This window comes from Cryobacterium ruanii (genome assembly GCF_004404055.1).
In the GTDB taxonomy this organism is placed as follows: Bacteria; Actinomycetota; Actinomycetes; order Actinomycetales; family Microbacteriaceae; genus Cryobacterium; species Cryobacterium ruanii.
Genome location: NZ_SOHK01000005.1, coordinates 128853 through 141690 on the forward strand (window position 1 = coordinate 128853; position 12838 = coordinate 141690).

General features: G+C 65.5%; 11 protein-coding genes. 8 read left to right on the forward strand and 3 right to left on the reverse strand.

Features of this window, described 5'->3' with window-relative positions:
• Window positions 1–217: 217 nt before the first annotated feature.
• Both E3T47_RS02115 and E3T47_RS02120 read right to left on the reverse strand, forming a co-directional pair.
• Window positions 218–1144 carry a Ppx/GppA phosphatase family protein gene (locus tag E3T47_RS02115; protein ID WP_134553993.1) on the reverse strand — a complete coding sequence of 309 codons (927 nt, stop codon included), beginning with the start codon at window positions 1142–1144 and terminating at the stop codon, window positions 218–220.
• 26 nt (window positions 1145–1170) lie between these two features.
• Window positions 1171–3408: a hypothetical protein gene (locus tag E3T47_RS02120; RefSeq protein WP_166805581.1), complete on the reverse strand. Its 2238-nt coding sequence runs from the start codon at window positions 3406–3408 to the stop codon at window positions 1171–1173.
• Window positions 3409–3584: 176 nt separating this feature from the next.
• On the opposite strand from E3T47_RS02120, the gene E3T47_RS02125 reads away from it, so the two are divergent.
• The 4 genes from E3T47_RS02125 (at window position 3585) to E3T47_RS02140 (ending at window position 7431) form a co-directional block, all read left to right on the forward strand.
• Window positions 3585–5042: a glycoside hydrolase family 1 protein gene (locus E3T47_RS02125; protein WP_134553995.1), complete on the forward strand. Its 1458-nt coding sequence runs from the start codon at window positions 3585–3587 to the stop codon at window positions 5040–5042.
• A gap of 155 nt (window positions 5043–5197) precedes the next feature.
• A complete protein-coding gene (locus E3T47_RS02130) occupies window positions 5198–5782 on the forward strand; it encodes an SOUL family heme-binding protein (protein WP_134553996.1) in 585 nt (194 codons plus the stop codon).
• A 186-nt stretch (window positions 5783–5968) separates the two neighbouring features.
• Window positions 5969–6535: a LemA family protein gene (locus E3T47_RS02135; protein ID WP_134553997.1), complete on the forward strand. Its 567-nt coding sequence runs from the start codon at window positions 5969–5971 to the stop codon at window positions 6533–6535.
• A gap of 11 nt (window positions 6536–6546) precedes the next feature.
• Complete coding sequence (locus E3T47_RS02140) at window positions 6547–7431, forward strand: M48 family metalloprotease (RefSeq protein ID WP_134553998.1); 885 nt, start codon at window positions 6547–6549, stop codon at window positions 7429–7431.
• A 115-nt stretch (window positions 7432–7546) separates the two neighbouring features.
• Here E3T47_RS02140 and E3T47_RS02145 read toward each other — a convergent pair whose 3' ends face one another.
• Window positions 7547–8752 (reverse strand): winged helix-turn-helix domain-containing protein, encoded by a 1206-nt coding sequence (locus tag E3T47_RS02145; RefSeq protein ID WP_134553999.1) that lies wholly within the window; start codon window positions 8750–8752, stop codon window positions 7547–7549.
• A gap of 170 nt (window positions 8753–8922) precedes the next feature.
• Here E3T47_RS02145 and E3T47_RS02150 point away from each other — a divergent pair, with 170 nt between their 5' ends.
• From E3T47_RS02150 to E3T47_RS02165, 4 genes are read left to right on the forward strand one after another with little or no spacing between them, the layout of a single operon-like run.
• Complete coding sequence (locus E3T47_RS02150) at window positions 8923–10053, forward strand: ABC transporter substrate-binding protein (RefSeq protein WP_134554000.1); 1131 nt, start codon at window positions 8923–8925, stop codon at window positions 10051–10053.
• A 52-nt stretch (window positions 10054–10105) separates the two neighbouring features.
• Window positions 10106–10903, forward strand: a complete 798-nt coding sequence (locus E3T47_RS02155) for an ABC transporter permease (protein ID WP_422386463.1) — start codon at window positions 10106–10108, stop codon at window positions 10901–10903.
• On the forward strand, window positions 10900–11748 hold the full coding sequence (locus tag E3T47_RS02160) for an ABC transporter permease (RefSeq protein WP_241981858.1): 849 nt from the start codon (window positions 10900–10902) through the stop codon (window positions 11746–11748). The genes E3T47_RS02155 and E3T47_RS02160 overlap by 4 nt, the downstream gene beginning before the upstream one ends.
• Window positions 11748–12833, forward strand: coding sequence for an ABC transporter ATP-binding protein (locus E3T47_RS02165; protein ID WP_422386464.1), 1086 nt, complete (start codon window positions 11748–11750; stop codon window positions 12831–12833). Before E3T47_RS02160 ends, E3T47_RS02165 begins: the two co-directional genes overlap by 1 nt.
• The last annotated feature ends 5 nt before the right edge of the window (window positions 12834–12838 follow it).

Sequence of the window (12838 nt, forward strand, 5' to 3'; positions counted from 1 at the left end):
AAAGTGATTCGGGCCCTGAGAATGACTGTGGCTCAAACGCTTTCGAGTAGCCAACGTCGCTCTGCTCAAGAATTAGCGCGCCTGCGCTGAGTGAAATTGACATCGTCGCTCCAGGATTCGCCGTTTTCCCTGGATCGGTTCTCCCAATATTCGGCGGGGCACGGTGCCGACTGATTCGCTGGGCGACCTTCGTTCTGGATAGGGGTGCGGGTAGGTTTCAGCGCAGTCGGTCGAGGTAGCGCAGAATGACGCCCTCGCGGAGCGCCCACGGCGACACCTCGAGTTCTGCAGCCCCGAACGCGGCCATCGCCGCGCCGAGCACGATGCCGCCGGCGACGATCTGGAAGGTGCGGTCGGCGGTGATGCCAGGAAGGGCCGGGCGGGCTTCTGCCGGAATGCGAGCGAGGCGGGGCACCCAGTCATCTAACTCCGTGCGGCCCAGTCGCAGCCGATTCGCGGCGCCGACGCCGTCCGACGTAGTGCCGGCCAGGCGCGCCAGCGAACGTATCGCCTTCGACGACCCGACGATGTGGTGCGGAGCCGGCAACTGCGCGAACGCGCCGACCGCATCGCGCAGAACGGATGCCGCATGCTTGCGCAGCGCAGACACCTCCTCCGGCAGCGGAGGATCGTGGTGCAAAAACCCGATCGTGCTGCGCCCGGCACCGAGCGGGAGCGACAGAGCGACGTCGGGAAACTCGCTGCCGCCGGCCGCGATCTCCAACGACCCGCCGCCGATGTCGAACAGCAGGATATTGCCGGCCGACCAGCCGTACCAACGCCGCACCGCCAGAAAAGTCAGCCGGGCCTCGTCTTCACCCGACAACACCTGCAGGGCGACACCGGTCTCTCGTGCGACCCGGTCCAGCAACTCCGGGCCGTTGGTCGCGTCGCGCAGTGCCGAGGTGGCGAACGGCAGCAGTTCATCGATATCGTGCCGCTGAGCGACATCCGCTGCGTGTTGCACGGCGGACAGGACCGCCGCGACACCCTCGTCATTGATGGCGCCCTCGGGCGTAATATAGCGCATGAGGCGCAGCACGCTCTTGTCGGCGGCCATCGGCACGGGCGGGGCGCCTTCGTGCGCGTCGACAACCAGCAGATGGACGGTATTCGAACCGACGTCAAGAACTCCTAGGCGCACATGTGAACGATACAGCCTGCAGCGAGCTACCGTTGGCTCGGTGCCACAAACCGCTGCCAGACCCACGCGCTCGCACACAGTGCGGCGAAGGTTGCGGCGGCGATCCAGAGCGCCATCCCGATGCCCTCGCTCTGCCATTGTTCGACCATCGGGGCGAGCGCCGCGAACAGAATGCCGCAGGAGACAACGGTGAGGCCGGTCCACAGCACTGGCGACCAGGCCAGAATGCGCCGCCCGCTGGTATGCCCGATGGGCACCAGAATCAGCACCGCCGAGCCGATGGCGGCGAGAACGATCGTGTTGCCCGTCTCCGCGGCAAGTGAGGTGGCGAAATCGGTCGCGGCGGGCAGCAGCGATCCGAGCGACCAGGCGAGGGCGGCGACCGCTGCGAGGGCGCTCACCCGCACGGCGGCGAGTTGGCCGCGCTGCGCGGCCGAAGGCCGCTGGGGCTGGGCACCGCCCGGGCCCGGAGTATTCGCTCTGGTGGTGAGGGTGACGCTGCCGAGCAGCCCGAACAGCAGGGCGGGGTGCACGTCGAACAGTCGGGACGCGATCGCGGCGGCCGCGATGAGCAGCAGATAGCGCGGCAGAAAAGTGACCGTTCCGCGCAGTCGCAGCACGCGTGAGCTCCACCACAGCGGCACCAGAATGCCCACAGCGTTGACCAGAACGAGCCCGATAGTCACGGCCACGAGTAGGCGCAGGTAAGCCGGCTGGTCTACGACCGGACCGGACAGCATGACGAACGTCGCGGCGGCCAACAGCGCTGCGCCACCGCGCAACCAGCGGTTGAGGCGTACCGTCGGGGCGACCTCGAATTCTTCGCGTACCCGATTTCGTCCCGCCAGCGACGGAAGCGCCCGCAGCGGTCGGCCGCCGCGCGAGCGGGAAATTGTGCCCGCGAGCAAGCGCAGGGGCACCGCAATCAAGAGCAGAGCCCCGAGGGCCAGCAGGCCGGCCTGCAACAACGGAAACGGCGAGCCATTGCCAGTCGGGCCGATGGCTGCGGCGAACCGGGTCGGGTCGTTCCACTGGCCAGGAAAAGCGGATGCCCCGGCCGCCGCTTCCGGCTCCGCCGCTTCCGCGTCGGGCGCGCTGGTACCCGGTCGCCGCGTCGGCGAAGGCTCCGCCGTCGGGGCGGGAAAGGCTGCTGCACCACGCGGCGACGACGAGGCCGCGGGGCTCGGGGTCGGCGTGACCGATGGTGTTGCCGAGGCGGACTCGGTAGGCGTCGGCGTGGTCTCCGCGACGTAGCTGACCGACAGGGGAGTGCTGCCCGGGCCGACGTTGCCGGCGATGTCCTTCTGCACGGCGATGACGGAGTATGACCCGGCGGCCACACCGCCGGCCGTGCAGCTCCAGGATCCGGCGGTCACTGAGGCCGAACAAACCGAATAAGCACCGGCGAACACCGTCACGGTGGCTCCCGTTTCCCCGGTGCCGGTGTACTGCGTACCGACGACCGGAACCTGCGCGCCGGCGCTCGGAGCCGTTAGGACCGGAGCATCCGGTTCGGTGACGTCGAACACGATGGTGACCGGCTTGCTCGAGTTCGACGATGACGGGCGGCTGAACGATGCAAGCTGGTTCGCGGTGACCTCGCGGCTGCCATTCGTGAGGGTGCCCGAGAACAGGCAGGCCCAGGCGCCGGATCCATCGACCTGACTGGTGCAGGTGTCATTGTTCGGCAGTGACGCGGTCACGGTGGCCTGGGGGTGCCCGGTTCCGCGCACCCAGCCATTGGATTCCGACGCGGTCAGGCCGCCGAGCACCGTGGGGGCACCGAGGACGGCAACGCCAATCTCATCGCTCAGCCCTGGAGTGCCGGTCACGACCACGCGCAACGTGATAGTGGGACCGTTCTGCAGGTAGACGTTGTTGCAGCTCCACGAGGTCGATGAATCGTCGACGATGCACAGTGGGTCTCCGCCGCGCGGCGACAGCAACTGGATCTCCTGGCCGGCGGCCTTCGACCCCGAAACGGTAGTGCGGTTGCTGCCGATGAATTGCCCGTTGCCGGGGGTTTCAATCTGCGGACTCGACGCGGGCGCGGTGTTCGTGTTCGGAACGGGTTCCTCGGTCGCCGAAGGAATCGATTTCGTTGCGGCAGTCGCCGAGGTCTCTTCGGCCCGGACCGTCGACAACGCGGGAGCGGTGAGGGCGATGGTGCAACCGAGCAGCAGTGCCGCGATCGCCGCCACGGTGCGGGAGCGTCGCGGGCGCGCCGATAAGCCCACTACCGCGATACGAGCCGATCCGGACACCCAACTCACCCCCTGCCCCAATTTGAGGGGCAGACAGGGGGAAAGTCAACCTCCCGCGCCCGGAATTTTGTAACAAACCGGGGGAATTCTTCACGGCGCCACCACACGTCCGTAAACGTGACACCCTTGACGCGAAGCGGATGCCCCGCGTCGCCGCCGAAAAGAGTCGCACCCTGATGAATCCCACGCCCAGATCACCCTCGGCTCGCGCCGTTGCCGCCCGCGATTGGGAACACCGTGCCGGTGAGTTCGGCGATCGCCTGCCGACCGGGTTCGAGGTGGCCGTGGCTACCTCTGCCTTTCAAATCGAAGGGGCCGCTCGTGACGGTGGCCGGGGCGACAGCGTCTGGGATGATTTCAGTCAACTATCCGGGCGCATCCGCGACGGGTCGAACGCCTCGGTCTCGGCCGATCACCTGAAAAATTATGCCGCCGACGCTGCCCTGTTGCGCGACCTCGGCGTCGACTCCTATCGGTTCTCTTTCGGCTGGACCAGGCTGCAGCCAAACGGTCGCGGGTCCCTCAACCGTAATGGACTTGCTTTCTACGATCGCTTGCTCGACGCGTTGCTGGCCGACGGCATCCGTTCGACGGCCGCGCTCTCGCACTGGGACACGCCGGCTGCCCTGCGCGGCGGCTGGCTGAACCGTGACACTGCCGGTCGCTTTGCCGACTACGCCCATGCGGTGGGGGAGGCGTTCGGTGACCGCATCGACGCCTGGGTCACCCTCAGTGAGCCGGCCACGGTCACCACGAAGGGGTACGCGCTCGGCACCCACGCGCCCGGGCGTACCCTGCTGTTCGACGCTTTGCCGACCGCGCACCATCAGCTGCTCGCGCACGGACTCGCCGTACAGGCGCTGCGCGCCGCCGACGTGCGCGGACGCATCGGCCTCGTCAACTCCCATGCCCCGGTGGAGTCCTTGACCGACCGAGACCAGGACCGCTCCTATGCCGCGCTCTACGACCTGCTGCAGAACCGCCTGTTTGCCGACCCGGTGTTGCTCGGCCACTACCCCGACCCGCTCGAACCCTTCGCCGTGGAGCTGCGCAGTCTGCTCGAGGCCGACCCCGAGGACCTCCGCACGATCAACCAGCCGCTCGACTTCTACGGTGTGGGCTACACCGAGCCCGCCCGCATCGCCGCCGGCCCGACGGTACTGAAAACCCCCGATGGCCAGCCGATCCCGGTCACGTCGTGGCCGTTCCATTTCGAGCCGTTTCGCGAACACCCGACCACCTCGACCGGCGCCGTCAACGCCCCCGAATACGTCGCCGTGGCGCTCGCCGAATTGGCCGAGCGCTACCCCGCCCTGCCGACGGTCCACTTGTCGCTGGCCGGCGGTGCCTTCTTCGACCAAGCGGATACCCGCCACTTTGTGCACGACCCCGTGCGCATCGACTACCTTGCCGAACACCTCGTCGCCGCCCTCGACGCCACCGCGCCCGGAGGCCCGGCCGCCACCGTCGATCTCGCCGGCATCACCGTCTGGTCCCTACTCGACGCGTTCGAGTGGAACGATGGCTACTCCCAGCCGACCGGCCTCGTGCACGTCGACTTCGCCGACGACCGTCGCACCCGCACTCCCAAGCAGAGCTACCGCTGGCTCCAGCACGCCCTGGCCAACCGCTAATTCGATTCCTCGGTACCTAACGCCGATAAAGTTCGCTATGCGCCGTCACCACAGCACGATTTGCGCGGCATGTCGCACACGTACCGGTGTTACGTACACGCTCGTAGACAAAAGTCTGGGAGCGCGCACACAGCCACCTGCAGTAACTTCAGAGCGTGACCGAGCAGCAGCCCTATGATGTCGTGCTGAGCTACGACCAATTCGAACTACGCAGGTACCCCGCACACCTCCTGGCCGAGGTCACCACCGATGGCCCTTTCAAGGACGCCGGCAACCGGGCCTTCCGGTACCTGTTCGCTTACATCGGCGGGGCGAATCAATCCCGCCGGGAGGTCGCGATCACGGCGCCGGTTGTGCAAACGGATGCCGCACAAAAGATCGCGATGACCGCGCCGGTGCTGCAGCAGGGCCTGGCGGATCCCTCCGGCCCGGATGCCGGTGGACGGTTCCGGGTGTCGTTCGTTCTGCCAGAGGGCTTCACTGCCGAAACCGCGCCGCAACCCACTGACCCCAACGTCCAACTGCGAACGGTGCCCGCGAGCCTGACCGGCGCACTGCGCTTCAGCGGAGGCTGGAGTCAGGCCCGGTTTGAACAGCATCTCGACGAGTTGCGCGGGGCCCTCTCCGTGGCCGGATTCCGCGTCGTGGGGGCGCCGAGATTCGCGCGATTCGATCCACCGTTCAAGCCCTGGTTTCTGCGCCGCAACGAGGTACTGCTCGACGTCCAAGAGGCCGTCTGACCATCGCTCGTCGCTCCGATGCGGCGCTTTCCACCCGCCCAGAGCTTGCTTGGAGTGTCATGAGAAGCGGGTGGGAGCCTCCGGGGTCGCGGTTAGTATGGGCAGGTACACACGGGGGGTCGTTTTGGCCAGTTCACGTCTCCGTGCCAATGTACACATCGTGCCAATTTGCAAGGAGACGCTGCCATGGAATGGCTCATCCCGGTTTTGATCGTCGTCGTACTCGTCGCCATAGTGGGTATCTACCTTTGGTCGACGTACAACTCCCTCGTGACGCTCAACGTGCGCGTCGACGAAGCGTGGAGCGACATCACGGTGATGCTGAAGCGTCGTGCCGACCTGCTGCCCAACCTGATCGAAACGGTCAAGGGCTACGCGGCACACGAGAAGAGCGTGTTTGAGAACGTGACCAAGGCGCGAGCGGAAACGCTGTCTGCGCAAGGCCCTGCCGACGCATCCGCTGCCGAGAATCACATGCAGACCGCACTCAAGAGCATCTTCGCTGTCGCCGAAGCATACCCGCAGTTGCAAGCCAGCCAGAACTACCTGCAGCTGCAGGGCGCGATTGTCGACACCGAGGACAAGATCCAGGCCGCGCGCCGGTTCTACAACGGTGGAGTACGTGAGATGAACACCAAGATCAAGGTGTTCCCGAACCACCTGTTTGCCGTCAACCTCGGTTTCACCGAACGCGAATTCTTCGAGGTGGCCGACTCCGCAGCGATTGCTGAGCCGCCCCGCGTGCAGTTCTAACGGAGCACTAGATGTACAGCGCGATCGCCAAGAACAAACGCAACACCGTCTTCATCATTATTTTCTTTCTCGCCCTGATCACCGGCCTTGGCTGGCTTGCGGGGGTGGCCTACGGCATGAACGGGTACACCGCACTTATCCTGACACTCGTCATCGCCTCGGCTTACGCGTTGTTCCAGTACTTCGCGGCGGGTCGCCAGGCCATCTCAATGAGCGGTGGAATCCGGGTCAACAGCCAGTCCGACCACCCCCGGCTGTGGCGCACGGTCGAGAATCTTTCCATCACGACCGGCACTCCGATGCCCGAGGTCTACATCATCAACGACCCGGCGCCGAACGCTTTCGCCACCGGCCGTGACCCTAAGCACGCGATCGTCGCCGCCACCACAGGCCTGCTCGACATCATGGACGACGCGGAACTCGAGGGCGTGATGGCCCACGAGATGGGCCACGTGCGCAACTACGACATTCGGCTGTCGATGATCGTGTTCGGACTGGTCGTCGCGATCGGATTCGTGTCCGACATCTTTCTGCGCATGGCGTTCTTCGGCCGCAGCAACAACAGCAACGGTAACCCCGTCGTCATGGTCTTCGGCCTCGTCGCTATGATCGTGGCTCCGCTGATCGCGACGGTCGTGCAGCTCGCGGTCTCCCGGCAGCGTGAATATCTGGCGGATGCGACGGGTGCGTTGACTACGCGCCACCCAGACGCCCTCGCATCGGCGCTGGCCAAGCTTGGCGAGTATGGCCGCCCGATGAAGAAGCAGAACACCTCGATGGCGCACCTGTGGATCGCCGACCCGCTCAAGAAGGGCGCCATGGCAAAGCTGTTCGCCACGCACCCGCCCCTTGAAGACCGCATCGAGCGTCTCACCGCGATGGGCAGCAAGTTCTGACCTGACTGACAGAGCTCGAGTCGAGGCGGCGTGGGTGACCCTTCGACGCGACGACCCACCTCAAGCAGTTCGGTGGGTGCGAGGAGCGGGTGACCCTTGGTCGTGACGCCCCCGCTTAGAGCAGTTCCGCAGCGAGTCCTGCCGCCAGGTTACCGCGGGGCGCGACGACGATTTCTGAGAGCCCCTGCCACCCAGCAGCCTCCCGCAGCACCTGTGCGAGCCGACCCGCCGCATCCGCTGGCGCGGCCGGTTCGGCCCAGGCCGCCTGCACCCGCAGCACGCCGGCCTGGCGATCGTTCTTCAGGTCGATCCGGCCGACGACCGTGTCGCCGAGCAGAATCGGCAGCGAATAATACCCGAACACCCGCTTCGGCTCCGGCGTGTAGATCTCGATGCGATAATGAAAGTCGAATAGGCGCAAGGCCCGGGCGCGTTCCCAGACCACCGGGTCGAACGGCGACAGCACCGCCTGCGCGTCCATCGTCCGGGGCAGCCGGGCATCTCGGTGCAGCCACGCGGCACCTGCCCCGCCTCGCGGCCCCCAGCCCGGTACCTCGACCGGGATGAGTTCGCCGGCCTCGACTAGCTCGCGCATCGCCACCAGGGTCGGCGCCGATTTCAGCCGAAAGTAGTCGGCGAAATCCTTCACGGTTCCGATGCCGTGTGCGCGGGCGGAGCGGCTGACCAGCTCGCGGTGGGCGGCTACTGTCGAAATCTTACGTCCGAGTAACTCGGGAGGAAATACCTGCTCGGGCAAGGCGTACACCCGTTCGAATCGATTGCGCCCAGCGCTCACCACATCGCCCCAGCGGAACAGGATTTCGAGCCCGATCTTCACGTCCGACCAGCCCCACCAGGGTCCGCTGCGCTTGTTGGCGTCGTGTTCGATCGCGCTCGCCCGCATCGGCCCATTCGCGGCGAGTTCGGCCATGAGCCAGTCGAGCATCGGCCTGTTCGCGTGAGACCAGTCGCCCGGGGTTTCGGCCGAGCGGTCACGATAGTGCTGCATGCGCCAGTAGAACAGCGGCCACACGTCGATCGGCAGAAAGGATGCCTCGTGCGCCCAGTATTCGGTGAAGCGGGCCTCCCGCCCGGTTGTGAGGCGGTCGAGCTGCGTCTTGTCGTAGGGGCCGAGCCGGCTGAAGGCTGGCATGTAGTGGCTGCGTTCGAACACATTGACCGAGTCGATCTGCAGGAGTTCGAGCCGGTGCACGAGGGCGGTCAGCTGGCGGATGCCGACGGGACTCGCCGAGCGAGCACCGAAACCCTGCGCGGCGAGCGCAATTCGTCGCGCCAATGCCGCAGAGACCGTGTCGACCATTCGACTCACTCTAGTTGGGCCGCGTTCACGTGTCGTTCAGGGACTCATGGTCTGACGGCCATGTGGCCTTTGTACTGTCGGGCGACCGGCAAGCTCCGCCCACATTCTGTTCATCCGGAACGGCTGCCATAGGAATCAGACATTCCGGGACCAACCATGAGGGAGAAATAATGTCTATTAGACGCACCCTGACGATGTCTTTGGCAGCAGCAGCGGCCCTAGCGCTCACTCTCACGGCGTGTTCCACCGCCGCTGAGGCACCCGCGTCGGGCGTGGACGCCGCGACCGCCACGAGCCTGAGCGCCTTCGGCGACCTGGCCGGTCTTGAGGAAGCAGCCATCGCGGAAGGCGCCCTCAATGTGATCGCGCTGCCGCGCGACTGGGCCAATTACGGCGCCATCCTCGATCTGTTCGCCGAGAAGTACCCCGAAATCACGATCACCGAGGCATCCCCGGATGGGTCGAGCGCCGAGGAAATTCAGGCCGCTGACAACCTCAAGGGCCAGGACACGGCGCCGGATGTCTTCGACCTCGGCCTGGCTGTTGCCCTTGCCAGTACGGACCGGTTTGCCCCGTACCAGGTCTCGACCTGGTCTGACATTCCGGACGCGCTCAAGGAAGCGTCCGGACTCTACGTCGGCGACTACGGCGGATACCTGTCGGTGGGCTACGACCCTGATGCTGTGCCGGAGCCGAAAGAACTCTCCGACCTGCTCGGCGCTGACTACAAGGGAAAAGTCGCCGTTAACGGTGACCCGACCCAAGCCGGTGCGGCGTTTGCCGCTGTCGGCCTAGCTGCCGTGCAGAGCGGCGGTACCGCCGACGATTTTCAACCTGGCATCGACTTCTTCTCCAAACTGAATGCGGCCGGCAACTTCTTGAAGGTCGACCCGACGACTGCAACGGTCGCCTCCGGTGAGACTCCGGTGGTATTCGACTGGGACTACCTGAACGTCGGGTATGGCGCTCAGCTTGAAGGCCAGCGCAACTGGAAGGTCGTGGTATTCGACGGCACCGGTTATGCGGGCTACTATAACCAGGCCATTAGCAAGGATGCGCCGCACCCGGCGGCCGCGCGGCTCTGGCAGGAATTTCTGTATGGTGATGAGGCACAGAACCTGTGGCTCGCTGGCGGCGCCCGTCCGGCGCGGGCCGAGGCTATGGCCGCGGCCGGTACCATCGAGACCGAGCTGTTCGACGCGCTGCCGCAGGCGCCGAGCGACACTGTCGTTCCGACCGAAGATCAGAGTACGGCGGCCGCCACGCTTCTCGGCGAGAAGTGGGCTGCGGCTGTCCAGTAGCATCCGTGGTCGGGCAGCAGCCTTCGGGCTGCTGCCCTTCGCGGTGTACGTGGTGTTGTTCCTGGCCGTGCCGACCCTGATAGCCATCGGAACGGGCTTTTTCGACACCACCGGCGCCTTCACTCTGGCCACGGTCGCCGCCCTCGGCGACCCGGTGGTGCTGACCACCTTCTTCAACTCCTTCTGGTTGTCGGCGTTGACGGCAGTTGTCGGCGCTGTCGTGGGAGCTCTGGTCTGCTACGCCATGCTCGGTACCCGCCCAGACGGTGCATTGCGCAGCACCATTGATTCCCTCAGCGGTGTGCTGGCCCAGTTCGGCGGGGTCATGCTCGCCTTCGCCTTCGTCGCGACCATCGGCATCCAGGGCATGGTCACCCTGTACCTGCGCGATATGTTCGGTCTGGACATTTTTGAGAACGGCGTCTGGCTGTACTCCACGACCGGCCTCATCCTGCCCTACATCTACTTTCAGGTGCCGCTCATGATCATCACCTTCATGCCCGCACTGCAAGCACTAAAGCCTCAGTGGGCCGAGGCGAACGCCACCCTCGGCGGCACCACGGCAAGTTATTGGCTGCGCATCGCCTTTCCCGTGCTTGCCCCATCCTTCCTCGGCAGCCTGCTGCTGCTCTTCGCCAACGCGTTTTCCTCCTACGCCACGGCAGCCGCGCTGGTCAGCCAGGGATCACAGATCGTGCCCCTGCAGATTCGCGCAGCTCTGACGAGCGAAACCCTTCTGGGCCGGGAAAACCTCGCCGGTGCGCTGGCCCTCGGCATGATCGTGGTGATGGCCGTCGTCATGATCGGCTATTCAGCGTTGCAATCACGGGCGGCACGGTGGCAGCAGTGACCGGCAGCTTCACGGCCAACGGAGTCGCGCACGCGCCGTCGCGTACGGTTCGCGTTACTGTTCTCAGTCTCATCGGGCTGATCTTCGCCCTGCCGATCGCGGCAATGATCGAATTCACCCTGCGCGCCGGGCTGGTCGGGGGCTACAACGTCGACCGCTGGGTGGCGCTGTTCCAGAGCGGTTTCACCGGGGTGTACCGGCCGGTTCTCGTCGCGCTCGGCAACTCCGTGGCGCTGGCCATCGGCACCGTCATCATCGTGATGCTGTTGCTCGTCCCCACGATGCTGCTCGTCCACATCCGTTTTCCCTACCTGCGCCGGGTGCTGGAATTCATCTGCATCCTGCCCATCACCATTCCGGCCATCGTGCTCGTCGTGGGGCTCGCGCCGATCTACACCGTTGTGGCCCGAATGCTGGGCAGCGGCGTCTGGACGCTTGCCTTTGCCTACGGCATCACCGTTTTGCCGTTCGCCTACCGGGCCATTCAGTCCAACCTCGACGGAGTCGACGTGAGGACTCTCACCGAGGCGGCGCGAACCCTGGGGGCGGGCTGGGGGAGCGTGCTGGTGCGGGTTCTCGTACCCAACCTGCGCCGGGGCATCCTCGCTGGAGCCTTCATCGCTGTGGCCGTCGTGCTCGGCGAATTCACCATCGCGTCCCTGCTCAACCGGGTCAACTTGCAGACCGCGCTCGTTGTGGTCAGCAAAGTCGATCCGTATACGGCTGTCATCCTGTCGCTGCTGGCCCTCGCCTTCGCTTCTATGCTGCTCCTCATCATCGGACGGCTGGGTGCACCGCGTAACCAGACGCTCCGCCGTCGCACCACCGTGAAAGGCCCCGCATGATGTCGCAGTCGCCCGTACTCCAGACCCGATCGGGAACCGTCGTTGAATTCACCGGAGTGGTGAAGGAGTTCTCCGGTCTGCGAGCCCTGGACGGCTTCAGCCTCACCCTGCACGCCGGCGAGTGCGTTGCTCTGCTCGGCCCGAGCGGAAGCGGCAAGACCACCGCATTGCGTGTCCTGGCCGGGTTGGAATCGACCGATGCCGGCAGCATAACCATCGACGGCATCGACGTGTCAGCCCTGTCGACGAGCAAACGCGACATGGGCATGGTGTTTCAGTCCTACTCGCTGTTTCCGCACCTCAGTGTCGGCGAGAACGTGGAATTCGGATTACGTATGCGAAAGATCAAGCCGGCCGAACGGCGGAGTCGGGCTTCCGCGGCCCTGGCCCTGGTCGGTCTCGGGCACCATTTCGATCGTTTTGCCCACCAGCTTTCGGGTGGCCAGCAACAGCGTGTTGCGCTCGCCCGCGCGCTCGTCACCGAACCGCGTGTGCTGCTGCTTGACGAACCACTCTCCGCGCTCGACGCAAAGGTGCGGGTGCAGTTGCGGGACGAGATTCGCCGTATTCAGACCGAGCTGGGTATCACGACGCTGTTCGTGACCCACGATCAGGATGAGGCTCTCGCAATAGCCGACCGGGTGGCGGTCATGCGTTCCGGAAACATCGAACAGGTCGGAACGCCGGAGGAACTGTATTCTCGGCCGGCCACACCCTTCATTGCCGACTTCGTCGGACTCAGTAACGGCATTGTCGGAATCGTTCGTGACGGCCACGCCGAGGTGCACGGAACACGCCTGCCCCTCATCGACCCGGCAGTGGCGGAGGGCCCGGTGCGCGTCTCGGTGCGTCCGGAGGACATCGAGTTCGCGCCCGAAGGCCTGGCGACAACCGTCGTTTCGTCGAGCTTTCTCGGCTCGCTTCGCCGCACGACGGTGCGCCTTCCCGACGGCAGTATCGTGTTCCTGCAACACGGCGTGCGCATGCACCCGAAAACGGGCGAGAGCGTGTTTCTTAAATTTACCGGGGTCCCGGTATCGACCGAGCCGCTGGAGGCAGCGAGGGTGGCGCTGCACCAGTCCTGATAGCA

Bases quoted from the DNA above. Each gene is read 5' to 3' on its own strand.
- E3T47_RS02125 (WP_134553995.1), top strand. From the start codon at position 3,585: ATGAATCCCACGCCCAGATCACCCTCGGCTCGCGCCGTTGCCGCCCGC.
- E3T47_RS02135 (WP_134553997.1), top strand. From the start codon at position 5,969: ATGGAATGGCTCATCCCGGTTTTGATCGTCGTCGTACTCGTCGCCATA.
- E3T47_RS02140 (WP_134553998.1), top strand. From the start codon at position 6,547: ATGTACAGCGCGATCGCCAAGAACAAACGCAACACCGTCTTCATCATT.
- E3T47_RS02145 (WP_134553999.1), bottom strand. From the start codon at position 8,752: ATGGTCGACACGGTCTCTGCGGCATTGGCGCGACGAATTGCGCTCGCC.
- E3T47_RS02150 (WP_134554000.1), top strand. From the start codon at position 8,923: ATGTCTATTAGACGCACCCTGACGATGTCTTTGGCAGCAGCAGCGGCC.
- E3T47_RS02165 (WP_422386464.1), top strand. From the start codon at position 11,748: ATGTCGCAGTCGCCCGTACTCCAGACCCGATCGGGAACCGTCGTTGAA.